Origin of the sequence: Streptomyces sp. NBC_00885 (genome assembly GCF_045207475.1) — a bacterium.
Taxonomy (GTDB): Bacteria; Actinomycetota; Actinomycetes; order Streptomycetales; family Streptomycetaceae; genus Streptomyces.
Window position 1 is genome coordinate 4789755 of record NZ_CP108796.1, and the last position, 24542, is coordinate 4814296.

General features: G+C 66.0%; 22 protein-coding genes and 1 pseudogene. 5 read left to right on the top strand and 18 right to left on the bottom strand.

What is annotated here, in order from left to right; translation table 11 throughout:
* Positions 1–102: 102 nt before the first annotated feature.
* The 4 genes from OHA61_RS21790 to OHA61_RS21805 form a co-directional block, all read right to left on the bottom strand.
* Entirely contained in the window at positions 103–1707 is a 1605-nt protein-coding gene (locus tag OHA61_RS21790) for a cation acetate symporter (protein ID WP_406304432.1), read from the bottom strand.
* The gene (locus OHA61_RS21795) at positions 1707–1979 is read right to left on the bottom strand and encodes a hypothetical protein (RefSeq protein WP_406304433.1); all 273 of its coding nucleotides are present in this window, start codon (positions 1977–1979) and stop codon (positions 1707–1709) included. The genes OHA61_RS21790 and OHA61_RS21795 overlap by 1 nt, the downstream gene beginning before the upstream one ends.
* 150 nt (positions 1980–2129) lie before the next feature.
* Positions 2130–3371, bottom strand: coding sequence for a PucR family transcriptional regulator (locus tag OHA61_RS21800; RefSeq protein ID WP_406304434.1), 1242 nt, complete (start codon positions 3369–3371; stop codon positions 2130–2132).
* 173 nt (positions 3372–3544) lie between these two features.
* The gene (locus OHA61_RS21805) at positions 3545–3871 is read right to left on the bottom strand and encodes a hypothetical protein (RefSeq protein ID WP_389371721.1); all 327 of its coding nucleotides are present in this window, start codon (positions 3869–3871) and stop codon (positions 3545–3547) included.
* Positions 3872–3966: 95 nt separating this feature from the next.
* On the opposite strand from OHA61_RS21805, the gene OHA61_RS21810 reads away from it, so the two are divergent.
* Positions 3967–4791 carry an LLM class F420-dependent oxidoreductase gene (locus OHA61_RS21810; RefSeq protein WP_406304435.1) on the top strand — a complete coding sequence of 275 codons (825 nt, stop codon included), beginning with the start codon at positions 3967–3969 and terminating at the stop codon, positions 4789–4791.
* A 136-nt stretch (positions 4792–4927) separates the two neighbouring features.
* On the opposite strand, the gene OHA61_RS21815 is transcribed toward OHA61_RS21810, so the two are convergent.
* From OHA61_RS21815 to OHA61_RS21835, 5 genes are all read right to left on the bottom strand, one after another.
* Positions 4928–5302: a hypothetical protein gene (locus OHA61_RS21815; RefSeq protein ID WP_406304436.1), complete on the bottom strand. Its 375-nt coding sequence runs from the start codon at positions 5300–5302 to the stop codon at positions 4928–4930.
* Between the two features lie 28 nt (positions 5303–5330).
* A complete protein-coding gene (locus tag OHA61_RS21820) occupies positions 5331–7244 on the bottom strand; it encodes a polymorphic toxin-type HINT domain-containing protein (protein WP_406304437.1) in 1914 nt (637 codons plus the stop codon).
* 267 nt (positions 7245–7511) lie between these two features.
* Positions 7512–7712, bottom strand: a complete 201-nt coding sequence (locus OHA61_RS21825; RefSeq protein ID WP_406304438.1) for a hypothetical protein — start codon at positions 7710–7712, stop codon at positions 7512–7514.
* A gap of 54 nt (positions 7713–7766) precedes the next feature.
* Positions 7767–7961, bottom strand: a complete 195-nt coding sequence (locus OHA61_RS21830; RefSeq protein WP_406304439.1) for a DUF397 domain-containing protein — start codon at positions 7959–7961, stop codon at positions 7767–7769.
* Positions 7958–8812 carry a Scr1 family TA system antitoxin-like transcriptional regulator gene (locus OHA61_RS21835; RefSeq protein WP_406304440.1) on the bottom strand — a complete coding sequence of 285 codons (855 nt, stop codon included), beginning with the start codon at positions 8810–8812 and terminating at the stop codon, positions 7958–7960. Before OHA61_RS21835 ends, OHA61_RS21830 begins: the two co-directional genes overlap by 4 nt.
* Positions 8813–8936: 124 nt before the next feature.
* Here OHA61_RS21835 and OHA61_RS21840 point away from each other — a divergent pair, with 124 nt between their 5' ends.
* Complete coding sequence (locus OHA61_RS21840) at positions 8937–9353, top strand: ATP-binding protein (RefSeq protein ID WP_406304441.1); 417 nt, start codon at positions 8937–8939, stop codon at positions 9351–9353.
* Positions 9354–9359: 6 nt separating this feature from the next.
* On the opposite strand, the gene OHA61_RS21845 is transcribed toward OHA61_RS21840, so the two are convergent.
* From OHA61_RS21845 to OHA61_RS21860, 4 genes are all read right to left on the bottom strand, one after another.
* On the bottom strand, positions 9360–9866 hold the full coding sequence (locus tag OHA61_RS21845) for a hypothetical protein (protein ID WP_406304442.1): 507 nt from the start codon (positions 9864–9866) through the stop codon (positions 9360–9362).
* Positions 9867–10304: 438 nt separating this feature from the next.
* Positions 10305–10538: a hypothetical protein gene (locus tag OHA61_RS21850; protein ID WP_406304443.1), complete on the bottom strand. Its 234-nt coding sequence runs from the start codon at positions 10536–10538 to the stop codon at positions 10305–10307.
* 216 nt (positions 10539–10754) lie between these two features.
* A complete protein-coding gene (locus OHA61_RS21855; RefSeq protein WP_406304444.1) occupies positions 10755–11132 on the bottom strand; it encodes a hypothetical protein in 378 nt (125 codons plus the stop codon).
* A gap of 534 nt (positions 11133–11666) precedes the next feature.
* A protein-coding gene (locus OHA61_RS21860; RefSeq protein WP_406301159.1) for an IS3 family transposase occupies positions 11667–12835 on the bottom strand; the annotation gives its coding sequence in 2 pieces (ribosomal slippage) (positions 11667–12583 and positions 12583–12835; 1170 coding nt in all).
* Between the two features lie 75 nt (positions 12836–12910).
* Here OHA61_RS21860 and OHA61_RS21865 point away from each other — a divergent pair.
* Positions 12911–13564, top strand: coding sequence for an HAD family hydrolase (locus OHA61_RS21865; protein ID WP_406304445.1), 654 nt, complete (start codon positions 12911–12913; stop codon positions 13562–13564).
* A gap of 454 nt (positions 13565–14018) precedes the next feature.
* Complete coding sequence (locus tag OHA61_RS21870) at positions 14019–15260, top strand: IS110 family transposase (RefSeq protein ID WP_406307419.1); 1242 nt, start codon at positions 14019–14021, stop codon at positions 15258–15260.
* A 394-nt stretch (positions 15261–15654) separates the two neighbouring features.
* Here OHA61_RS21870 and OHA61_RS21875 read toward each other — a convergent pair whose 3' ends face one another.
* A complete protein-coding gene (locus OHA61_RS21875) occupies positions 15655–16074 on the bottom strand; it encodes a hypothetical protein (protein ID WP_406304446.1) in 420 nt (139 codons plus the stop codon).
* Positions 16075–16165: 91 nt separating this feature from the next.
* Between OHA61_RS21875 and OHA61_RS21880 the strand changes: the two are divergent.
* Positions 16166–16898, top strand: a pseudogene (locus OHA61_RS21880) (transposase).
* Positions 16899–17158: 260 nt separating this feature from the next.
* On the opposite strand, the gene OHA61_RS21885 reads toward OHA61_RS21880, so the two are convergent.
* The 4 genes from OHA61_RS21885 to OHA61_RS21900 all read right to left on the bottom strand — a co-directional run bounded on the left by OHA61_RS21885 (position 17159) and on the right by OHA61_RS21900 (position 24496).
* Positions 17159–17611, bottom strand: coding sequence for a hypothetical protein (locus tag OHA61_RS21885; protein WP_406304447.1), 453 nt, complete (start codon positions 17609–17611; stop codon positions 17159–17161).
* Between the two features lie 1001 nt (positions 17612–18612).
* Positions 18613–23340: a putative T7SS-secreted protein gene (locus OHA61_RS21890; RefSeq protein ID WP_406304448.1), complete on the bottom strand. Its 4728-nt coding sequence runs from the start codon at positions 23338–23340 to the stop codon at positions 18613–18615.
* The gene (locus OHA61_RS21895) at positions 23340–23987 is read right to left on the bottom strand and encodes a hypothetical protein (RefSeq protein ID WP_406304449.1); all 648 of its coding nucleotides are present in this window, start codon (positions 23985–23987) and stop codon (positions 23340–23342) included. The genes OHA61_RS21890 and OHA61_RS21895 overlap by 1 nt, the downstream gene beginning before the upstream one ends.
* Positions 23984–24496 (bottom strand): SseB family protein, encoded by a 513-nt coding sequence (locus tag OHA61_RS21900; protein ID WP_406304450.1) that lies wholly within the window; start codon positions 24494–24496, stop codon positions 23984–23986. The genes OHA61_RS21895 and OHA61_RS21900 overlap by 4 nt, the downstream gene beginning before the upstream one ends.
* Positions 24497–24542 lie beyond the last annotated feature (46 nt).

Sequence of the window (24542 nt, forward strand, 5' to 3'; positions counted from 1 at the left end):
CTCGTATTGAGCCGTGAACTGCCGTGCAAGGGGAAGGGGTTCGCGGGTTGCGCAGGCCTTTCGGGGAGGGGTTTCGGCCGTTGCGGTTGTGCTCTGCCGAACTCATACCCCTGCGGTCTCCGCGACCGGCCGCACCCGCCGCTGTCCCACGAGGCTGCCCACCAGGCCGAGAAGGAAGGCCACGGGCATCGAGACGAGGACGACCGTCTGGAGCGGGAACCAGTTGAGGTGCCAGTCGGGGAAGAGCGCCAAGGGGTTTCCGGTGAAGACCGGGCCGGAGATCTGCAGTCCAATCGCGCTGAAGAGGCCTCCGTACAGCGTCCAGAGCAGGCCGCCTCGGGTGTAGCGGCTCCAGAACAGGGAGTACACCAGGGCCGGAAGCAGGCAGGAGGCCGCCACCGCCAGGGCGAGAGCCGACAGGAACAGGACGTTCCATCCCTGGCACCAGACCGCCAGGGCGATGCTCAGCAGTCCGACGCCCGCGGATGCCAGGCGAGCGGCCGCCACCTCCCGGCCCTCGGTCGTGCGTCCCTTGCGCAGGACATGTGTGTACAGGTCATGGGCGACCGCCCCCGCGGCCGCCAGGGTGACGCTGGCGACGACGGCCAGCGTGGTGAGGAAGACGGCGGAGGAGACCAGTACGACGAGAAATGCTCCGTCCGCGTCGGTGGACGGGCCGCCCGCCAGCTCGCTGGTGAGCAGCAGCAGGGTGCTGTTGCCCCCGGGATCCGCGGCCATGATCGCCGGGGCGCCGATCAGCGCGGCGGCCGCCAGGCCCATCAGCGCCGTGGCGAGGCAGAAGCCGCCGACGATGCCGATGGTGTGGCGCACCGTGCGGCGTGCGGTGGCCGCGTCGGGAGCGGTGTTGAGCTGCAGGGCCACATGCGGCAGGCAGGCCACCCCCAGCACGATGGTGATCATCAGGCCGATGAAGTCGAGGGTGGCTTCCGGGTTGCTGCTGCCCGCGAACCGCAGGCCGGGACGCATATGGCCGTCGGGACGGCCGCTGCCCCGCCCGGCGGCATCGATCAGCGAGTCGGTGTTCCAGTGGAAGCGGTGGAGCAGTACGGCGGTCACAGCGAGGGCCGCGCCGAGCAGCACCACCGTCTTGATGACCTGAATCACCACTGTGCCGCGCATGCCGCCGAACACCGTGGCGCAGACGACCAGGAGGCCGATCATGACGATGGCTGTCTGCTCGGCGCCCGGACCTGCCAGTCCCAGCAGCGTCGTGGTGGTCACTCCCGCGCCGGAGAGCTGTACGACCAGATAGGGCACGCATGCGCTCAAGGTCACGACGGCGGCCGCGATTCTCACGGCGGGCCCCGGGGTCCGCAGGGCGAAGGTGTCCCCCAGGGTGTAGCCGGCGCGCTCGCGCAGGGGAGTGGCGAGCAGCAGGAGCACCCCGAGTGACAGCACCGTGCACAGGGCGATGAGCAGGCCGTCGTAGCCGAAGACCGCGACACTTCCCGTGGTGCCGAGCACCGTCGCCGCGGACAGGTACACGCCGGACAGGACGAGAGCCCCGCGTATCGGACGCATTCTGCGGCCGGCTGTGTAGAACTCGTTGACCCGGTCCCTCTCAGGGCCGCTGAGCACGCAGATGAACAGGATGGGGACGATGAACGTCAGGAAGCCCGCGAGGACCAGGGCGCGTGTGTCGGTGTCCAGGAGGCCGGACGCGGCGAGCGGGATTTCATGGCTCATCAGTACTGCTCCACGTCCTGCTGGTGCGGGGCGCGGTCGTCCTTGCGGCGGTCGTATCGCGCCGCCGTCCACATCAGGAGGGAACCCTGGAGAAGCAGTGCCAGCACGCCGACGTTGATCTCGCCCCAGACGCGGTTGCCGAGGAAGTCGGCGGCGGAGCAGGCGAGCACCAGATGTACGCCGAGGGTCAGCCCGTTGACCAGGGCGAAGGACCTGCCTGGGCGGGGCGGCCGTGGCCGCTGATGCAGGTGGTGGGCGTGCTCGTATGCCATGGCGATCTCCTGGCGGGCGTGGGCAGTTCCCTGTGCTGGGGGCTCACCAGAACACGCGTGAAACGGCGCGTCGACACGCTGGACGCACGCCGTTCACCACTCCCAATGCCGCTACGAGATCAGTGTGCTGATGCCCATTCACGCGCCCATTCACTCGAGGCACGCGCCGAGCGCGGAAGCCGGTCCGAACAGGCGGTGGGCATCGAGCGCGAGGGTGAGTTGCACCAGATCGCGCGGGCGGGACAGCACCAGGCCGGTGAGCTGCTCGAAGCGGCGCAGGCGGTTGAGCACGGTGTTGCGATGGCAGTACATGTGCCGGGCGGCCTGCGCGGCGGAGCCGCCGTTCTCGATCCAGACACGGAGGGTGTCGAACAGCGTGTCGCGGTCGGCGGGTTCCAGGTCGTACAGGGGCCGCAGCACCATGTGGGCCAGTTCGGCGGACAGGTCGGGCCGCGAGATCAGCAGCCCGTCGGGGAGGCGGGCGTCGAGCCGGGCGATCTCGCCGTCGGCGCGGCAGGTGCCGAGGGCGAGTCCGGCCATGTCACGCGCTCGGGGCAGGCTGTCCAGTCCCTGGACGACGGGGCTGATCCCGATACGGAGCCCCGGTCCGGCCTCCAGTCCGGACACGAGCGAGTCCAGGGGGCGATCGCCCAGGTGGGCGACGAGCACATCGCCCTGCGCGCAGGTGTGGCGCAGGATCCGGACGCCGCGGATCTCCGGGACGCCTTCCGGGGTGCGGCCGTACGGCGGTGTGGCTCTCACCACCGCCACCGCGAACCGTCCGTCGAGCGGCAGATCGAGGATCCCCGCCGCGTCCCGGGTGAACTCGGGTTCGTTGCGGCTCTCCAGCAGCGCGGCGAGGATCAGCCGGACTCGTTCCCCGTGCCGGCTGGCGAAGCCCTTGGCGACCTGGCGGTAGGCGTCCGCGACCATGACGGCGTCGCGGTCGTTGCTCTTCCACACCAGCTCGGCCACATGCACCAGTTGCCGCGCGTCCCCGAGGTCGTCCTGCTCCACCGCTCCGACGATCCCGCTCCAGACCCCCGAGCCGGCGACCCGGTAGGCGTGCAGCACCTCGTCGAGGGGGCGGCCCTGTTCGGCGCGCCGTATGCCGAGCTCTCTCGTGAACCGTTCGATGTCGGCGATCCTGCTCGGATCCAGCGTGGCTTCCAGCGCGTGGCGGATGCCGGTGTCCACGCACATGCGGACGTCGGGGGGCGCCAGCACGGGGTCGGCGTAGTACGGGACCTCGGCGCGGATCTTGTCGAGCACGGTGTCGGTGAACTCCGTGCCGCGCCGGAGCAGGCTCCGGCAGGCATGGTCGAAGAGTTCGAGAGGCGACGTGTCCGCGAGAGGGGGCACGGTGAGAACGGAGACGGGACTGGTGTGCATGGGCCCTCCAGCAGCGCGGAGATCAACCGCCGACGTCGGACGCCGGCGCCACCCGTACAGGAAGGCATCATGCTAAGCGGTTGGTCAGTCCAGGACGAGGATTAGGCCAAATCGTGATGATTCCGTGCGTCGGGGCCTGCCCGGACGGTCGCCCGAGCAGGCCCCGCGAGTCCTTAGTCGCTGCTCCGGCTCCGCCGCATGAGCATCATCGCGATGAGGACGAGCACCGCGATGCCGATGATCAGGCCGATGACCAGACCGGCGGAGAGGCCGCTCTTCTTCTTTTTCTTCTTCTTGCTCTTCTTGCGGTCCTTGCTGACGGTGCTGACCGTGCTGGTGGTCGACGTCTTCGCCACGGCCGCACCGGCTTCGGGTGCCGCTGTGCTGATCTGCTGGGTTACGGCGGTGGTGGGTGCGTACGCCGCCGAGGCGGCGGGCGCCCCGGCCAGCAATGCCCCCGACAGCACAAGTGCGGTGGTGGCGACGCGCAGGCGCATCATGATGTGGATCCTCCCCGTTGATGCCGGGCTCTCGGCATGGGGCACCGTACGGCATACGTTTGGGCGGTCACCAGAGACGACACGGAAGGTTCCGTATGCGGATCTCGACCACGATCTTCCTCACGGACGAGACGATCACGCCGGTACGGCTGGCGCGCGAACTGGAGGAGCGCGGATTCGGCGGGCTCTATCTGCCGGAGCACACCCATATCCCGGTGGAACGCACGACCCCGTACCCCGCGGGCGGTGAACTGCCACCCGAGTACGGCCGCACGCTCGACCCCTTCGTCGCCCTCGGCCAGGCGGCAGCGGTCACCTCGCAGCTCGGCCTCGGCACGGGCATCACGCTCGTCGCCCAGCACGACCCGATCGACCTGGCCAAGCAGATCGCCACCCTCGACCATCTGTCGGGCGGCCGCTTCACGCTGGGCGTCGGCTTCGGCTGGAACCGGGAGGAGGCCGCGGACCATGGCGTGGAATGGACGACGCGCCGCGAACTGACCCAGGACCGGATGGCACTGATGCGCGCGCTGTGGGCGGGCCAACCGACGCCGTACAAGGGCGAGTTCGGCTCCGTACGGGCCTCATACGCCTACCCCAAGCCGCTGAGCGGCCCGCGCACCCTCATCGGCGGAGCGGCGGGCCCGAAGCTCTTCGCGCACATCGCGGACTACGCGGACGGCTGGCTCCCGATCGGCGGCCGGGGCCTGGCGCAGTCGCTCCCGGTGCTGCGGGACGTGTGGTCGGCTGCGGGCCGGGACCCGGAGAAGCTGCAGGTGGTCCCGTACGCGGTCCTGCCGACGCCGGGGAAGCTGGCGCACTACGCGGAGCTGGGCGTGGAGGAGGTGGTGCTGCAGTTGCCACCGGCGGGGGAGGCGGAGGTACTGCGGGTGCTGGACGAGTTCGGGCAGTACGTGTAGGGGCGGCGAGGTGCGGGCCGTGCACCGCGAGCTGCCGTCGGTCTTCCCCTGAGTGCGTCACCGAGAGATCGACACGCCCCACGCCGAGATCATCACGGCGTGAGGCGTGGCCAGGAGCCCAGTTCTCAATCACGTGCTAGGCGCGGACTTCGGTGGAGATCACCCCGGTGTCCGGAAGCGCGCTGGGCGGCTCATCGCCGTACCAGGCGTATTCGATCGCCGACAGGTATCCATCGGTGGCCCAGAGCAGGATCTCGCCGAAGAGTGATCCCGCCTCGTCCACGACAGTCGCGTCCACAGGGATGACGCCCGTGGCAACCGGCGAACGAGGAGCGCTTTCCAGCACCTCCAGATCGACGCTCGCCGAATCCGCTGCCCATTGCGCAACCACCCGCGCGAAGCCGACCTGGGACCGCAGCTCGGCCGCTCCGGGAAACTCGTTGGCGAGGATCAGATTGATGACAGCCCGCTCCCCCTGGGTCAGGGGGCGGGGATCCATTGCGATCGGCATGGCACAGTGCCTTCGGATAGGGCGGACGCTAGTTTCTCGTGAACTTCGCGGGAATGAAGGCCGTGCCGAGCCGCGGGACTCCGTTCACCACGGCTCCTCGGATCGTGACCACCTCGCCCGCGATAAGTCGGTCCACCTCGTATTTTCCCGCGACCGGCAGGTCTGTCGCACCGCGAAGGCTGTCCAGGATCCCACGCAGGGCCTCCTCTCGCCCTCCGGCTTTCGCGACCAAGGTCCCGAACCCGTGCTTGGGCGGGTCGATGACATGCTCAAGATTCGCCGGGGTGTTCCACGTCGACCAGGCCTCATCCAGGGTCTCCGTCGTCACACGGCAACCAGGGCTCGTGTTGTGCACCAGGACCGGGGTGTTGCCCGCCAGCACGTAGTAGGTGTGCAGATCGGCGACGGTGAGGTTGTGGACCTGCTGGTTCTGCGCGGTCCATGCCGCGACGGCACTGATCTGCACGTGCGTGCCTGCGCTCGTGCGCAGCCACATGCCGGGCCTGAGGTCGCCCGCGGTGGTCCACTCCTTGAGGTCCTCGCCCCAGAAGGGGTGACCCTCGGTGGCGGTGACGGAGGACGTGCGCTCACCCCTGCCGTCGGCAGCCTTCACATCGACCTTGACGAGGTTCTTCTCGCCCTCTCCGGTGATCAGAGCGGTGACCGGTTCGGCCTCGGTACGGCCGGTGTCCGGGTCGGTGGCGAGGACCTCGTCGCCCACCTGCACCTGCTCGATGGGCACATGGGAACCGTCCGCCAGAAGCACCGGGGTGCCGGCTGGGAAACTGTTGCAGGGGACTGCGCCGCCGCTCTTGCGGGCCTTGCCGACCTCTTCCGCCGTGAGGGCCTTGCCGCCGGCCCTGAGCCAGCGCAGCACCGACAGCGAACCGAGCACCCGCTCCTGCGTGCCCAACTTCTCACCGGTCACGAGATCCTTGCCGGTGATCGCGTCGACGATGCCCTTGCCGTCGCCGATGCCGGGCAGCAGATCCAGCAGCAGCGACATCCGGCGCTGTTGCTCGGCATCGTCCGACGAGCCCGAGCCCCAGGTGTCACCGATGTGGGAGAAGTCGAAGTCGATGCCTGGCATCTCGCGCAGCTTCTCTGCGCCCTTCTTGATACCGGCGACGTGCTTGTTCGCCTCCTGCACGCCCTTGTTGGCCTGGGCGATGCCCTCGTTGAGCTCCTTCATGCCCTTGTTGGCCTTGGAGACGCCCTTGTTGGCCTGCTTCAGTCCCTTGTTGACCTCGGCGACGCCCGCGTTCATCTCCTTCAGGCCCCGGTCCATCTGGGCGAAGCCCCGGTTCATCTTGTCGAAGGCCGCGTTGATGTCCGCGAGGTCCTTCTTGAAGTCGAACACCGGCTTGGCGGCCGGGTACTTCTTCGGCTCGTAGTCCGGGTAGTGGTCGCCCACCGTGATGGTCAGGATGGCCAGCGCCAGGAGGGAATCGCTCTGGGCGCCCAGCAGCCGGTCGGCCTTGGCAATGTCGGAGCCGAGGCCGTCGAGGTGCGGCTTGACGGCCTTGAACGTCTTGACCGCCTGCTCCAGGAGCTTCAACTGCTGTTCCGGATCAGGGGCCTTGGTGGGGTCCGCCACGTCGCCCGGTTTCAGTTCGCCCAGTGCCTTCAGCTCTTTGTTCAGAGCGGTGAAGCTCGCGCCGTGGTCCTTCATGGCGTCCTGCGTGATGTACAGGAACAGGGCCGTGCCGATGCCGAGTTTGACGGCCTTCCCGGCGAAGTCCTTGAGGCAGCCCGGCCTTTCCAACAGCGGCAGGCGGTCACAGTTTGCGTACCGCGAAACCTTCGCCGCGATCTCTGCCAGACTTGGTTTGTCCCCCCGCTCGGCGGCGGCAGCGTTGCCGGCGGCTCCCGCGCCTCCTGCGAGCAGGACGCACAGCACGACGATGATCGTCGCGATTCTCGATGTGAATTTGTGGTACATGAATTCCTTGCTCAAGGGGCCGCGTTACCTCCGGTACCGGCAGCCCCTCGTTCCCCGTGACAGAAAAGTCTTGTTACTGGCGCGTACGCCGTGTGGTCGCGTGCAGTTTAGCCAGGTTCTTGTATGCCCCCGCACGGGCACCGACGGCGGTGAGTCACCAGGGAGTTGAGGACATGGAGAAGACCGTCGGCGGGGAGCGGCTCCGACTGGCAGGCCTGGCCGCCGAGCACGACTCACGTGGCGAGCCCAGATAGCAAAACCCGGTCTCTAGGCGTCGACCCGGCACCCGAAGGACACCGATACTGCGTCAGCCGCGGGCTGCCTCTCGTCAAGGCAGTCGCTGAGGTCGTCGGCCGCACCGGGCGCCTGCACGGTGGGCTCCCCGTTACGTGGTCCGTACACGGCATATGCGGGGAACAGTGCGGCGGCGGTGAGTACGGTGACGGCGATCAGGCGTGAAGTGGTCACGCCCCCCGAGCCTGCCGATACGGACGGGCCGCGCCCGGGAGACACGCGTGCGGGCTAATCCAGAGGGAGCAGCGCGGGGTGCGCCAGGAAGGCGGACCAGGTTGCGGGGGTGACGGCGAGGTGGGGGCCGTCGGTGACTTTGGAGTCACGGATGCGGATGGTGGCGGGGGCGGTGGCGACCTCGACGCAGGCACCGCCTTCGCCGCTGCTGTAGCTGCTCTTGTACCAGTTGAGCTCAGTGGTGTTCATCGTTCTCCCAGCATCTTCTCGACCAGGGACAGCGACTCCCGTGGGGTGAGAGCCTGCGCCCGGATAATCCCATAGCGCTCGGTGAAGACGCGGACCTCCTCCGGATCGGTGATCAGCCGGGGGTGTCCGTAGATCTCCGTATACGCGACCTGTTGCCGCCCCTTGGGCGTCAGCAGGATGAACGCACCATCCAGGCTCGGGTGTTCCTCGCGATCCAAAGGCATCACCTGAAGCTCTACGGTCCGCAACCGCCCGATGCGCAGCAGTCGACGCAACTGGTTCTCATGAACGGTGCGCCCACCGATCGGCCGCTTCAGCACGGCCTCCTCCAACACGAAGCTGAAGGTCGGTGCGGGCCAGCGTTCGAAAATCTGCTGCCGGGCAAGCCGGTCGACCACGCGCTTTTCGATGGTCTCTTCGTCAAGCAGCGGCCGCCGCTGGGTGAAGATGGCCCGCGCGTACTCCTCGGTCTGAAGGAGCCCAGGCACAGCCTGGTTGCTGTAGTCGTGCAGCGCGACAGCCTCCGCCTCCGCCCGGGCGTAGTCCCGGAACCAGTCCGGATGCCGCGTCCGCGCCTTCGCCTGGGCCTCCCGTACGTCCTCCACCGCTGCCTTGAGTACGCCCCCGGCCGACAGCAACTCATCGGCCCGCACCAGGAAATCGGGCTGCGGAGTCCGTACACCCCGCTCTATCGCGGAGATCAGGTCCTCCCCGCAGTGCGCAGCAACCCCCAGCTCCCGCTGGCTCATCGAGGCGTTCTCCCGCAGCACCTTGATCTGCTTACCCAGAGCGCTGAAGAGATGCGCAGTCCCATCCACTTCGGCCGGCCGCTCCGGCCGCTCTTCCGTCATGCCGTACCGCCTTCTCGGGTGACGACCGACGTTCCGCACAGCCCGCCGTCCGTACCCGTACAGTTACCCAGAGTCGCGATCAACCTCCTGGTCAGGGTACGGGGAACCGGTCACGCTCGGTGACATGAAATCCGAAATCGCCACCCCCACGGCTGAGTTCACGCAACGCTTCAGCGCCACTCGCCGCGGCGCCCGCGTGGCCCGCCGCCTCGCGGTCCACCAACTCGACGGCTGGGGCATCCCCTACGGCAGCGACCTCTCCGACTCGGCAGCACTGATCGTCGCGGAGCTGACAGCGAACGCGGTTACCCACGCCCGCGTCCAGGGCCGCGACTTCGAACTGCGCCTCACGCTCCGGCCGCTGACGCTCCGCATCGAGGTCTCGGACGCCCGAGCCGACCGCCAACCGTCCCCGAGGCCACCAACCCCCGACGCGGAGACGGGCCGCGGCCTGCTCCTGGTCGACGCACTCGCCACGGCGTGGGGCACGGCCGACCGGGTCGTCGGCAAGACGGTATGGGCCGAACTGTCGCTGGAATGAGCCGACTTACGGCGTCGGATCAGCGGCCCACACGCTGACGCTCCACACATCTCCATGCCCCAGCGACCCCCCACGCTCTTCGTTATCGTCGCTCACGATGACGGACACGTTCACGTCCGCCACGGCTGCCCGGTACTCCAGGAACCCACCTTGGTCGGTGACCTTCATGGCCGGAGCCTCCGGCGTCCGGGAGAGCGCGTCCCGCAGTTCATCCCAGGCGAGGTACTGCGGGAAGTCGACCCGCATGCTCCTGCACCACTTCTCGCCCATGACGGGACCGGAGGCCAGCCTGTGCAGCTCGATGGAGCAGTTGGCCATCACCCACTCCGGCCCCGGGTTGAATGAGAACTCGAAGAATCCGTAGTCCCGGCGCAGCGACAGACCTCCGCTGTCGACCACGTCCATGAAGCTGGCATCGATCGCCCGGTCAACCTCACTCAGGCTGGAGCCGATCCCCAGCCCGTGCAGCCGCCCCGTGGTGATGAACGACACGAGAAATGGAATCGCCTTCACGATCAGCTCTCCAGCGCTTCGATGGCGCCGTCGTGAGCGCCCGTAGGTTGATACCTCGCAGGGCAACCCAGCGAGTGGAATTGCTGGGCGCGTTTGCCCCGTTCAGTCATCTGCGGGCCCCTCGGTCAGCGCTCGGAAATCATTCAAAGCGGCAACGTAGTCCTTCTGGGCGCGCAACGGCGGAGTTGGACGAGCACTCACTTCTGCCTGTTCGGGGGCCCGCTCGGACCGGCACCCCACGTCGCCGAGCGGCGGGGCTCACGCGTTTCGCCCGGGCCCCTGTCTAACCTCGTGCTTTCACGAGGTGGGATGTCTGGCAGCTGTTCAGCTGCACGGAAAGCGCCTCTGACCAGCGAGAATGATGACTTTCGAGAGCCTGCTCTCGCGCCAGCCGAAGGCACTTCTCAGGTGAGTAACTAACCGCCATGGCGCCCGGGATTATGAGGGCTCAGGAGCGGGCACCGCGGTTAGAACGGCGGCGACCATCGGCCAGAGGTAACCGACGAGCGAGAAAGCGAATGACGCCACCGACCGGTAGCGGATCGCACCGGTCGCGTACCGGCGCTCGCACATCGGGTTGTCGGCAGCGTTCCCGAACTGGTGAGCCAGGCAGTCACACTCCCGGGTGACCGAGTTGGGCTGCCCGGACAGCGGCACGGAAGACTGCGACATCAGGGGCCTCCTGATGCTCGGCGATTCGACACCGACGAACTGTTCAGGAGGCCCCGGTCGGATGCGTCGACCACCCCACGACCACCCCATCGCGACCCTCGTTCGATCGACAAGGCCCAAGACCGGTACGACAACCGCCGGGGAAGATCTCGTACGACGAGTGAGGTGATGGAGGAGGAGCGGGGCGATCGACGGCTCGGTCCGCGGGTCCGTGGATCAGGCGTCCATGTGGAACTTGTCGATGTCCCAGTGCTGGTCGCCCCGCTCGGTGAAGACCAGGACGTTCAGCCGACCGCTGTTGAAGTTGAAGTCGCAGGTCTTGGACTTGCCCTTGCCCCCCACCTTGCACACATGGACGCCGTCCGCGGCGGGCCCGAAGAGACTGACGGCGAAGGTGCGGCCGTCCTTCTTGAGGTCCTTGACTGTGAGAGTGTCGGTGGCCGAGTTGTACGACATGGAGCCCTGGGCGTACTGCTGGCTCACGTTGTGCGTGGCGGCCGAACTCGTGCCGACGCCGACCGTGAAGGCGAAGCCGAGGCATACGGCGGCGGAAACGGGGGTGGCGATCAGCGCCCGACGTATGGACTTGTGCATGCGCGTTGCTCTTTCTGTTCGACGTGACCTGGAAGCAATGATCTCTCTTCGCAAATGCTAAACGCGCGGCGCGACTTGCCCGCCGGGGGCATCCCGATGACAGGCCTCACGCCTCCGGATCTGCCAGACCTTGCGCGGTCAGAGCTCTCCGGGCGGGGTTCGCCGTCCGAAGTCCCCAATCTGCCGGGGACTGGGGGGACTTCGGGCCTGCGTCGGCCGAGCCCGACCAGTTCGATCCAGCTCGACAGCCTGCATCCGGTTCAGCCCTCCGAGCCGGCTGTTGCCGGCACGGCCCCCGGATGGCCTCGTCCAGGATCACCTCGGATCGGCTCTGCAGCGCAGGCACACACCGACGACAGTGCATGCCGCCTGCGTGCGGGGGCGTCCACTACTAGCCTCGGGCTTTCACGAGGCTAAGGCTTGTCCCGCAAAGTCGGCTCAATGCCTGATGGCATGATCGAGGCGTGATCAGTGAACCCGACCGTCCTGGTGAGGGGCCCTGCGCTTCTCGGACAGCGGTGTTGAGGGTTCTCTTTATGCCGCCGTCTGCAACTCCTCGTACTCGGCGTGGACTTCTGCGGGAGTCTTGTAGCCGAGGCCGGAGTGGAGGCGTTTTCGATTGTAGAACATCTCGATGTAGCGGACGATCGCCCGGTGGGCATGTGCGCGTGTTGGGAACGTAGTTCGGTGCACGAGTTCGTTCTTGAGGGCGCCGAAAAATGATTCAGCCATCGCATTGTCCCAACAAACACCGGTGCGGCCGACCGACGCTCGCAGGCCCAACGAGCGGAGCTTGCAACGAAGTTCCCGAGACGTGTATTGACTGCCGCGATCGGAATGAAATACGCAGCCTTCGGCGAGGTCGATGTTCCGGACTGCCATATCGAGTGCATCCGATATGAGAGAGGTCTTCATATGGTCGGCCATCGCCCAGCCGACCACAGCTTTGGTGTGGCAGTCGATGACGGTCGCGAGATACAGGAACCCGGCCCAGGTGTGAACATAGGTGATATCGCTGACCAGTTTGCGCCCGGGAGCGTCAGCGGTGAAGTCACGGGCCAGCAGGTCGGGCGTGGCCGGCGCCGCATCATCGGCGATCGTGGTCGCCCGCCAGGGCCGCGGCTGGCATGGCACCAGGCCGAGCTCGCGCATCAGCGCGCGGACCAGCTCCGCTCCGGCCTGCACGTTCATCCGCTGGAGCGCGGCGTGGACACGCCGGTAGCCGTAGGTCTCCTGAGAGTCAGAGAAGACCTTGAGGATGACGGCCCTCAGTTCCGCACGGCGCTTCGCGGTGGCCGACAATGGCCTGGACCTCCAGTGGTAGAAGCCCGACGTGGATACTCCCGCCCAGGTGCACATCTGCTGCACGGGAAAGTTGTCAGCCTCGCCGTCGATGAACTCGTACTTCTCCGTCACCGGTATTCCTGGGCGAAGAAGGCCGCCGCTTTTCCCAGGAACTCGGTCTTCATACGGAGTTCCCGGTTCTCGCGTTCCAGTTCGCGCAGGCGGGCGCGTTCGCTGATGTTCAGGGGAGGCTCCTCCCCGGCGTGCTCTTGCCGGTACCGGCTGACCCAGGTGCCCAGCGTTCCCTCGTTCACTTGTATCTCTCGGGCGACCTCGGCGATCGGGCGGGACTCCACGACCACCATCTTGACCGCCTCGTCCCGAAACTCAGGACTGAACTTCCTACGCTTCTGTGCCACGTGCTCTCTCCGCCGTTCTGGACTTCGATCCTATGGGGACCGCTGTCCGAGAACTTCGGGGCGCCTCATGGTGTGATGAGGCATGTCCTGTTTGATGTCGATGGCACGTTGATCGATGCCGTGGACAATCAGCGCCTGGTTTGGCGAACGTGGGCAGAGCGGTACGGACTGGACCCCGATGAGGTCTACCGAGTGGCGCTGCGGACGAGGCCGATGGAGACCTTCGCGCAGGTCGCTCCGGACCAGGACCCCGGGGAGTGCCTTGCCGCACTGCACGAGCTGGAGGACGAGGACGTCCGCTCCGGCGCCTATACGGCCTTTGGCGGCGCCTCGGAGCTGCTGAGTGCTCTGCAGCCCGGGGCCTGGGCGTTGGTGACGTCGAACTATGAGCACCGGGTACGTGGACGTTTCGCACGGACGGGCTTGCCGGTCCCGAATGTTGTCGTGGATGCGGCCGCTGTGGAGGAAGGCAAACCATCGCCGCTGCCGTATCTGCAGGCCGCTGCGCGACTTGGTGCCCAACCGGAGAACTGCCTGGTCATTGAGGACGCCCCCTCCGGGGTGCAGTCCGGGCTGCGTGCCGGGATGACGGTGTGGGGCGTCAACACCCCTGCGGCGGTAGACGGTGTGCATCGTCACTTCGGCAGCCTGCGCGAAGCGGTCCGCGACATCCTCGCCTTCACATCCGAAAGCCCTCACCGGCTGGAGGGATCAACCCCAGTGGAATGATCTTGCTGTGGCTGGTGTGATCACGGCGTCGGAGCCGTCCTAATCCGGTGGTAGCGACAGCCCTCTGGGACGTACGGCAGGGCCGTTCGAGCCGTAGAAGTTGGCCGCGATGGCGGTCACGTGAGCGTCGGGCTGGCGCCTTGAGCCGTCAGGGGACTTGATCCCTATATCCAGAGCGGTGTTGCCCGACGCTCTCGTGACCACCATCGTCGTCAACACGGTTCTCTTGATCACTCGTTGGCGTCTGTGGTGCGAGCCCGCTGCATGGTGACCCCTCGTGATGCCCGAGCCGCTTCAGCTCCAACGCAGACCGGGGCCCGTGCGGTGAGCTGGTGCCACGAACAGCTGCTGAGGTGGCGGACCGACCCCGTGTCGAGTCCTCGGATTAGGTCGCTGCGTGGTTCCGCATGAGCTCGTGACCAGTACAGACACCTGAAACGCGGGGAAGGGAAAGATCTTGATCTATTGCGGCATCGACTGGGCGGAACGTGCGCACGACGTTGCCCTGGTTGACGACAGCGGCCAGTTACTGGCCAAGCGGCACATCACCGATGACGCCGCTGGCTACAAGGTTCTGCTGGATCTGCTTGCTGATCACGGCGACACAGAGGAATCCCCGATCCCGGTTGCACTCGAGACATCCCGAGGCCTGCTGGTCGCGGTGCTGCGGACCGGCAAGCGGCAAGTCTTCGCGATCAACCCGATGGCCGCTGCCCGATACCGCGACCGTCATTCGGTCTCGCGCAAGAAGTCAGACCCGGGCGATGCCCTGGTCCTGGCCAACGTGCTGCGGACCGATATGCACGCCCACCGCCCTCTTCCCCAGGACAGCGACCTGGCCCGCGCCGTCGCCGTCCTCGCCCGTGCTCAGCAGGACGCCACGTGGAACCGGCAGCAGATCGCCAACCAGCTTCGATCCCTGTTGCGCGAGTACTACCCGGCGGCTCTCACAGCCGTCGAATCCTGGAAAAATGGACTCTGTCGGCCCGAGGCGCACGAGTTGTTGAAGGCGGCCCCGACACCAGCCAAGGCGGCTCGGCTTACCCGCACACAATTGCAGGCCGCACTCAAGCGGGCCGGTCGCCAGCGCGGCATCGCAGCCGACGCCGAACGGCTTCGCGAGGTCTTCAGGGCCGACTGGGCCCACCAGCCGCAGCTCGTCGAGGACGCGCTCGGCAAGCAGATGCTTGCTCTCCTGATTCAGCTGGAGGCCGCCTGCACCGCCGCCGACAACCTCGCCGAGGCGGTTGAAGAGGCATTTCCTCAGCACCCAGACGCTGAAATCATCCTCAGCTTCCCCGGCCTGGGCACCCAGCTCGGCGCCCGCGTGCTCGCCGAGATCGGCGACGACCGACAACGATTCGCCGACGCCCGCGGACTGAAGGAATACGCCGGCGCCTCACCCATCACACGAGCCTCCGGCAAGAAGTCCAGCATCACCCGACGCTGGGTGAAGAACAACCGCCTCAACCACGCCGGATACCTCTGGGCGTTCTCCGCGATCAGCGCATCGCCCGGTGCCAAAGCCCACTACCGGCGCCGCCGCGACAACCGCGCAGACTGGCACGCCGCCGCCCAGCGCAACCTCTTCAACCGCATGATCGGCCAGCTCTACCACTGCCTCCAGAATCGAAAAGTCTTCGATGAGGAGTTCGCGTTCCCCGCACCGCCTGACGTCGCGGTCAGCGCGGCTTGACTGGCAACACCTCGTGCACCCAGGCAGGCAGCTCAGGGTCATCGCGCCAGGACGCAGTGATCGTGATGAGGGCCTCCCACGAGGCTTCGGCGCCGGACCCAGGGCGACCTGTCGCAAGCTCGGCATACAGCCGACTGCATAGGTGGGAGGTGACTTCGTAGAGTGCTCCGTTGACCTCCGCCACTCGCGCCAGATCGGATCCGGGGGCGTGAGGCGGTTCTCCATTGAGTCGGATGGTGGGGGCCGCAGCCGCGTATGTCCGTCCGTGGATGAAGTCCCGCAACGCGATCACTTCGTCCCACGTTGGCAAAGGGCGCTGGGCGGGGGCCGAGTCAGTCATCCGGCAAGGCTATCCACGAGCTCACCGTTGTTCGAGGGCGTGGCCCGAGACCGTCTACTGGCCGGGGGACCGCACCCAGGGAGCGAAGCGCTGATCGGGGCCTGCATCCTCGCGCCAGTACCGCAAGACGGTTCCCTGGACGATGTCGAGCCGCTCCGCGGCGATGAGGCACGAGACCGGCTCTTGCCCGCCTGCATCGGCCTCAAAGGTGACCACGACGGCCGGCTCCTCGCCGAGCTGACGAGTGACTTTCAGGAGCTCGTCCAGTGTCGGTGCGCGGAAGACCGGATCGTGAAAGGTGGACGGGCAGCTGACGAAGAACGGATCGCCGAAAACCAGCTCCAGGCTGTGCTGGTAGGACAGGTCGGGGCCAGCGGCAAGCCTGAGCTGCCCGCCATCCCAGGCGACGACGTCCCAATCCCACCAGGACCCTTCAGGGAGCTGGATCGCAGCATGCGGTCGTTCGACGTGCACCCTCGGCCCCTCACCCCGTTCGAACAGATCGACAGGCTACACGGCGGCCTGAGGCCCGCAGCTTGACGAGTTAGGACCCTGAGGTGTCTGGATAGTCCCGTTCACCGGGCTGAGCCCGCGCCAGTTCACGAAGCTGGTGACGGCGCTGCGTCGCGCGGGGGGCGATGCCACCCGCCGGGGCAGGCCGTGGAGCCTGCCCCTGGCAGACAGGACACTGCTGGTCACGGCGTACTGGCGCACGAACTTGACGATGCGCCAGCTCGCCCCGCTGTTCGGTATCTCCAAGTCCGCTGCCGACCGCATCATCGACCACCTCGGTCCGCTCCTGGCGCTGCAGCCCCGGCGCCGCTTCGCCAGAGACGCCGTACTCATCGTGGACGGCACCTTGGTCCCGACCCGCGACCACACGATCGCAGAACAGTCCAAGAACTACAGGTACTCCACCAACCACCAGGTCGTCATCGACGCCGACACCCGCCGGGTCGTCGTGGTCAGCCGGCCCCTGCCGGGCAACCGCAACGACTGCAGGGCGTGGAAGCAATCCGACGCCAAAGCCGCCGTCGGGAGGACGTTGACGATCGCCGACGGCGGCTATCCGGGAACCGGACTCGTCATGGCCCCACCGCCGCCGCAAGGGCGAGGAACTCCCCAACTGGAAACAGGAGCACAACCGCGCACACAAGCAGGTCCGCGCCCGCGTCGAGCACACCTTCGCCCGAATGAAGACCTGGAAGATCCTCCGCGACTGCCGCCTCAAGGGCGACGGCGTCCACCACGCCATGCTCGGTATCGCCCGCCTGCATAACCTCAACCTCGCTGGATGAACGAACGGGCCATCAGCGGCCGACCCTTCCAACCCGACCCAAAGATCTTTTGCGGGACAAGCCTTAGTTGTCCGGGGAGAGCCGTAAAGGCGAGGGCTATCTCTGAAACGACCTGTCCCAACGGCCAGCAGCACCAACCGGAGACGTGGAACCCGGCGCCCATCCGACGCGACAACCGGGCCACCACCCTGCCCGCAATCCTCCCGACAAGCCGAAACGGCCCACCGGAAGAGCCGACGGACCGTCACGAAATTTCGAGGCTAAGGATGTGCCGAACTGCCGCCCAGAGGGCGGAATCTTTCGAGCGCGCCGAGGTAGTCGATCCTGGCAACGTCGGTTTCGGGAAGGCTCATTACCTTTACCAAGAATTCTTCCGCAGCGGCAAGTGCTGCGTTGCGCAATTCGACTTGACTGACTTTGGCTACGGATTCCTTATTGACGGAAACGGAAAGCCCATCCTTCTTGAGTCGGCGGACGCGGATGCTGAATGATGTGTCGGCTCCCGTGTAGCTGAATACGCCCTGACTCCCTTCCAGGAAAAGGCGAAGTGTGTCGAGGAGTAGGGATACGGAAAGATAGATCATCATGCCCTGGTCCGGCGTGCGGCCTCGTGAACCAACTCGGTCCAGATCACCGGAGACCTCCATGTCGCCGAGGTCGAACCCACTGGGGCCGCCTTGACCGGGCCGCACGGAAAATCTCAGGCTGATCACGGGGGTCGCTCCCTCTGTCAGGTTCTAAGACGAATCGAAATCCCGCCCTCATCCATGTGAGCCCAGTCCCAACCCCGTCCCGCTTCGGGAAACTGATGGTCCCGCGGCGCCGCGAACAGGACCTGACGACGCGCTCGCCACGAGGCGTGGGGCCACGGCCCACCGCGTCGTCGGCAAAAGAGTCTGGGCCGAACTGGCGCTGTGGTGAGTGGATTTGGCGGTTACTGCGAAGTGTACGTACCTGACGCCGAGGAAACGATAGTGGATCCTCTGCTCAGTGCTCCGACGGATTCTCCTGAGAGGTGAATTCTCGCTGCATGCGGAGGATCGAAAGACTCCACAAATATGCCGCTATACCGCTCGATTTGATCCAAAGTGACTCGCAGGTCGGGGAGGTTGGTTCGCGAGTCGCACTCCACTGTGTAACCCTGTCCGACTCGTGCAACCCCAGCGACGCACCGTGCGATGCAGATTCCTCCGGACTCGGTCGCCTCTTCGACGGAATGGATCTGAATCCTGCCAGCCTCGGCCATGCTCGTACTCCTCTGGCCTGAAGTGCGATCCGGCTTCATACGTCCCGTGCCCCGACCAGGGGTAGGAGCGCCTGACGCAGCAATCAATTCCATTTCTGGTTCCTACCGCTTCACGAAACTCTGCGGAAGTTCTCCAGCGTCCCACAACTCGTCCAATCGGCGCAGAAAGGAATCGAAGTCCTGCTGCAGTCCCCGGCGCTCGCTCGCGGAGAGTTCGCTCAGCGGATCGGAGAATTCGAGACCGTCGTTGTCTGGCCCGGTCCACCCCTTAAACCGCCTGCACGAGGCACACCATGCGTACGTGATCCGCGAAGGCCTGCCCTCCATATTCGGGCGATAAATGTACATGCGAACAGACCGATGGCCACACGCCGGGCAAACACGTTCTGTCTGATCATCCGTGAATCGGGGACCTGCAACCAACTTCTGCGCTTGCTCTCTGCTGAACTCTTGCATCCCGCAGAACACCTATCCTCTCTCTCGTCTGAATTGCTCGAGCATTTGTTGACCGTAGGCTTCAGCCGCTTCTTCCGATCCGCCCCACGGATTTGCCGACTTTCTAGTCAACTCAAAATGTCGATGATGATATACCTCGTGATTTATCGTCGCGACTGCCTCATCCAAGTCCCGCAAGCCAATGTCGGAGATCTCAATCAGTGGAAGTCCGCGCGGCCCGACCATTGGGTAGCCATCCATTGTGTGCGGACTGTTCCCGAAGGCGACCCCGTCGGGAGTTCGGATCTCGGGAACGTGAACGATATCGTAGCGAGACGCAGACATTCCGGCTCGGCCCAATTCCATTTTGAGTTGATCGACGCTCACGGCCGGACCGTGCTGCCCTCCAGGGCGATTCTGGGATTCACCGCGGTGCACATCCTGCCTCGCTGGGCTGCAATCTGGTGCGAGACCATGGGAATCAGACCAAGTATGCGGGTTGGGGACGTATGCGACAGGGTTTGGGGCCGCTACCAGACCAACTGGGTCGTTGGAAAGGTAACGGGCGGTCTCTGGGTCGTAGTGGCGATGGAAGTTGTAGTGGAGCCCCGACTCGGGATCGAAGTACTGGCCCGGAAAGCGTAGAGGTGTGTGTGCTGTCGCATCCACATTCCATGTGGTGCTACCCCAGAGGGTGGTACGGGTGCGCCAGGCGATGTCGCCTTGCTCGTCGATTAGCTCGCTTGGGCTGCCGATCAGATCGGTGACGATGGCGAAGAATCGCTGGTCGATCTCCATTTGTGGAGCGCCTGCGACTGTGATGCTTTCGGTTTGGGCAACGGGGCACAAGCCCTGGTAGTCCCAAGTGAGAGTAATCGGATTCGGCAACTCCCTAGACATAGCAGTCTGTTCGCACAGGAGGGCGCTGTCCCATACGAAGTCGACCTGCTCCAGGATCGTTTCGGCGTCTGAGGCGAGACGCTGCTTGGCGGTGCGGCGGCCAAGTGGATCGTAGAGATAGCGCCAGCGTGAACCGTCGGGCGTGGTTACCCCGATGAGGTGGTTCTCCGCATCCCATTCATACCGCCAGGTGTCTGGCTTTCGGGAGAGTCGGCTCTTCTGTCGCAGGGTGATGCGCCCGAGCCCGTCGTGTTCGTAGCGGACGTTTCCGGCTCGGGTGATGGTGGTTCCGGTGTAGATGCGGGGCCCCGTCGCTTCCTGGCCGGGGTGGGACATGGGCCAGGAAGCTTCGGTCTGGTTGCCCGCGTCATCGTATGCATATCGCTCTGTCCAGCCGCGAGCGCGGACTGCAGTAACGCGTCCAGCCGCGTCCAGGTCGAAGCGACGGCTGCCGGAGAGCTGGTCGTCGATGCCTATGAGGTTGCCGTCGGTGCGGTATGTGTAGCCGCGGCGCTGGATGCTTCGGCCCGCGCTGGTGACGTTTTGGTCGGTGAGGCGGCCGAGCGTGTCGTAGGCGGACGCGAGCGTAATCGTTTCACCGACGTGGCGAGTGAGCTCCTGACCCAGTGCATCCCGTTGGAAAGTGAGGGTTCGGCCTGATGTTGTCAGACTCACGCATCGGCCTGCAGCGTCATACGTCCAAGTGCTCACTGCGCCCGACGGCGTCGTGCGGGAGATGCGCCGGCCGAGGGGGTCGTAGTCGAAGGTGAGCGTGCGCCCGTTTACGATCTCGGACTTGAGGCGTCCGAAACGGTCGCGTAGGTAGATGATCGTCGCATCTGGTCCGGTTGCCTGGGCGAGCTGGTCGGAGAAGTCATACGTGAAGGTGGTTACGCCGACTTCCGTCTCTTTGGTGACGATTCTGCCCAATTCGTCCCGCCCGTAGCGGACGGTCTGTCCCACAGCATCGGTTCGGGAAATGAGGCGGCCCGTCGCATCGTGCACGTAGGTGACGGTGCGGTCGTCGAAGTCGCTTTCAGATGCTAGGCCGCCTGTCGCGTCGTACTCGTAGTTCCAGGCTAGTCCATGGGGGTTGAGCACCTGGGTCAGGCGCAACTCTGTGTCGTGCTGGAACTCGTAGCGCACACCGTCGGCACCAGTCCGTGCCTTCAGTAGATCGAAATGGGTGTACTCGGAACGCGAAACCGCGCCCATGGCGTCGGTGTGGGTGACGCAGTTGCCCTCGCCGTCGTAGGTCCACAACTGCTCGGTACCGTCGGTCTCCACACGGCGCGCAAGTTTGCCTTCCGGCGTCCATTCCAGGCGGGTAACGGCGCCCAGTGGATCGGTGATGGTGACAGTGCGGCCGAAGGGGTCGCGGTCGAAGCGAATCGCTGCGCCGAGGGGGTCGGTGATCTGGACGGGGAGGCCGGCCCGGTTGCTGTGGATGCGGGTGGTGTTACCCAGGGCATCAGTGACTGAGGTCGCTTGCCCGTACACGTCGTAGGTGTAGCGCGTGGTGGCACCCGCTGGCTCGGTGACGGCGGTGCGGTTGCCCCGCTCGTCGAATTCCTGGCGCACCGATGTTCGGTCGGGGTTGGTTACTCGTACCGGGAGGCCAAGCTCGTTGTATTCGGCGTACACCTCTCGCCCGTCCGGGCGGACCACTGTTGTCAGCCGACCCTTCTCGTCATACCCGAACCGCGTGCTGCGTCCAAGTGCGTCGGTGTGCGACAGGAGACGGTTATGGCGATCCCGCTCGTAGCGGGTGACGGCTCCCAGTGCGTCGATCTCCGAGATGACCTGATGGGCATCGTTGATCACGTAGCGGTGGGTGGCACCGCTGGTGGTGGTCGTGGTGGTGACCCGCAGACCGGTTTCGGGGTCGATGCCGTCATAGTCGACCCGCAGAGCCATGTGGCCCTCGGCGCCTCCCTCGGCGATGCACCGGTCGCGGTCGTCGTAGGTGTACTCGTAGCGGCTGCCGTTGGTGTCGGTCCAGGACGTGACCCGGGCTCGCTCGTCGTACCCGAACTTGAGTGGCAGGCCTGAGGAGTTGATGACCTCGACGAGTTGGCTGTCGGCGTATCCGTAGCGCAGGATCTCCTGGTCGGTGCCGTCCGGCGCTGCATCGGCCAGGTGGAGGGCAGTGACGCGACCCTGGTCGGTGGTGAGCTTCAGGTGGTAGCCGCCACAGTGAACGATGCTGGTCGGCGTGCCCATCTCGTCGTACTCAAAGGTGATCCAGTTGCCGTTGCGGTCGTCGATCTGGGCAAGCAGGGCCAGTTCGGCCGTGTGTGTGGTGAAGTGCCAGATGTGACCGGTGTCGGGGTCGGTCACTGTGTAGTCCCCGTCGGTGTCACGGTCCAGAGGCCAGCGCGGGCCGTGACTCGGCATTACCGGGACGCCGGGAGCCGGGTGAGGGTAGGCCAGCAGTAGGCCGTCCTCGCAGACAAACACAACGCCCTCGGAGTCGATTTCCAGGCGCTGGTCGGCAGTCGACGACCAGGAAGGGCCGAACCAGCGCCCTGCCCGGTAGTCCGAGGCCACTCGACGGAGGAACACCAGCGGGAGCGTGCCAGGCAGCGCGACGTCCGCCTGTGACAGGTACATCGCACCGGTGGCGAGGTCAATCGGGTCGGTCTTCCCGCTTTCGACAGCCTCCGTGGTGCGGGAAGGCTTGGCGGGATCGTCGACGCCCTTACGAGCGGCCGACTCCGCGCCTTCCTCAATGCCATGCTTTGCGCCGGAGCGCAGCAGCCCCTTGAGGCCGCCCGCGCCCTTGGTGCCGATGAGTTCGGGAACCAGTCGGCCGAGGAACTCCGACGGATCCCCCTTCGCCGCATCCCACGCGTTCTTCAGCGCGCGGTCCGGGTTGGCCGCCGTGGACGCCAGCCCTGCCAGCGTCATGTTCAGGCCCTTGTAGTACTCGGCCGGGTGGGTCAGGTTGTAAGGGTCGATCGGGTTGACCGTGCGGACGAAGTTGAGCAGGCCCGCCGTGCCCTTGACGACGCCGCCGCCGAAGTGTGCCAGTTCGAAGCCCTGGCCCATGGCGTAGTCCATGGCTTCGAGCTTGAGCTTCTCGCGCCCGTGGGGTTCCTTCGGGGCGTGGGCCATCGCCGCGGTGACAGCTGTCTTTGCCGTCTCGGCCGCTTCGTTGCGGTGGCGGCGTGCCTCCTTGAGGATCTCCCGCGCCCGCTCCCGCTTGGCCTCGCCGGGGTCGGAGTCGGAGAAGGGGCCGGGCTTGGGCAGCGGGTTGTCGCCGTTGCGGGCGTCGTTGTACGCGTCGACCTTCTTGTTGTACGCGTCCGCGGCCGTCTTGGAGGACTCGTTGCCCTCCTTGTAGAGGGCGATCGCTTCCTTCGCCTTGCCCTGCGCGCTGGTGATCGACTTGGAGTACGTCTCCAGTGCCTTCGCCGCGTCCTCGAACGCGTCCGCCGCGTGCAGCCAGTCGGTGGGCAGCGTCTGGAACTTCTCGCGGAACGCCTCCGCCGCCTCGCCCTTCCAGTGACTGGCGTCGAGCTTCTTCATCCCGCCGCCGACCAGGTCGAACGCCGACTGGAAGTCCCGCAGGTTCTTCACCGTTTCGGCGATCTTCCCGGGGTTGCCGTGGATCAGCTCGTTTGCTTCCTCGGTCTGGCCGAGCTGCTGCTCACCGACCTCCGCGCCCAGGGATGAGGCGGTCTCGTCGCCCCAGTCCTCGACGGCATCCGCCCAGTCGTGCGCGCCGACCTTGTCCAGGCCATCGCCGACCTGGTCCGTTGCCCAGTCGACGCCCTCGCCGACCTTTTCCTTGGCCTTGTCGATGCCCTTGTCGACAAGATCGATACCCTTGTCGGCCCACTTCCCCCAGTCCGGCATCAGCCGTGCTCCCCCCACCGCGGCTGTTCAGCCTGATCGATCGTCGCTTGATCCGGATCGAACGTCTCGCGCAGCTGCTCGTCCATCTTCTCGCGCACCTTCGGGTCGATGATTCCCGAGCGCTCCATCGAGTCCATCTGCGCGTCCATGACGTCGTATCCGGTGTTCTTCCAGGTCTGGTTGACCTCTTTCTGGGCCTCGGAGAAGGACTCGGCGCTCCAGTCCGCTCCGTCGAACGCGGACTGGGTGCTGATCTTGTCCCAGCTCATGCCCTTGACCTCGTCCTCGCTCAAGTGCGGATTCCCGTTGACGGAGTTCACGCCGATCTTGATCGAGTCCTTGATGTACTGCTCCTGCTCGGCGAACGAGCCGGCCGACAGACCAACCGCCTGTGCGAAGCCGTTCCCTCGCATGGTCAGCGCCCGAACGCCCCATTCCCAGCGCTCGCAGAACGTCTTGAACTCCGACGTCAGCCCGCTGTGCCCCAACTCCATTCCGGACAGGGACAGATCGGAGAAACCCCGCCCGGCCGACGCCTCGCCGATCATCCCGAGGTCCTTCAACTCGGAATGCGCGAGGTTGATGCCCTTCGCGATCTCTGCCAGCGCCGACGGCGGCGCCGCGAGATCTGGATCGCTTCCGGTCATTCCGTCCCCCCGAGATCGACCGCCACCGCGTCCGGCACGATGCCCTGGACCGGCGGGAACAACATGCCCTCGTCACTGCCCGCGTCGAGTGCCACGCCCCCGGGTCCCGGCAGCATCGGCACCATCACGTCCAGCAGCCGTGAGCCCAGGATCGTTTGGTACGTCCACTCGCGCTCGGCGTCCCCCTGCGCACGCGCAAACTGTGCCAGCGCCTCCTCGTCGGAGAACGCGCAGATCCACCGAACCCCGCCCTGGTCCGCCGTCCACAGGCTCCCGTACGGGTCGATCGGGACCAGCACCGCGGTGCGCCGGAATTCCCCCAGCAAGACCGCGAACTCCCTGCGGGCTGCGGAGAGCTGATCCTCGGGAGAAGTCTCGGGTGCCGCGTCGGCCGCTGTGGCAGCGGAGGCTCCCGGCGCCCCGGTAGAAGAGGTAGCCTCCGCATCGGCCAAATCGGTCAGCCTCAGCGGCTGTTCCGGCTCCGGTATGCCGTCCCCGTTACTGGTCATGTGGCTCATGCTGGCACGATCCGATTCTCACAAGCAACGGCGTTAA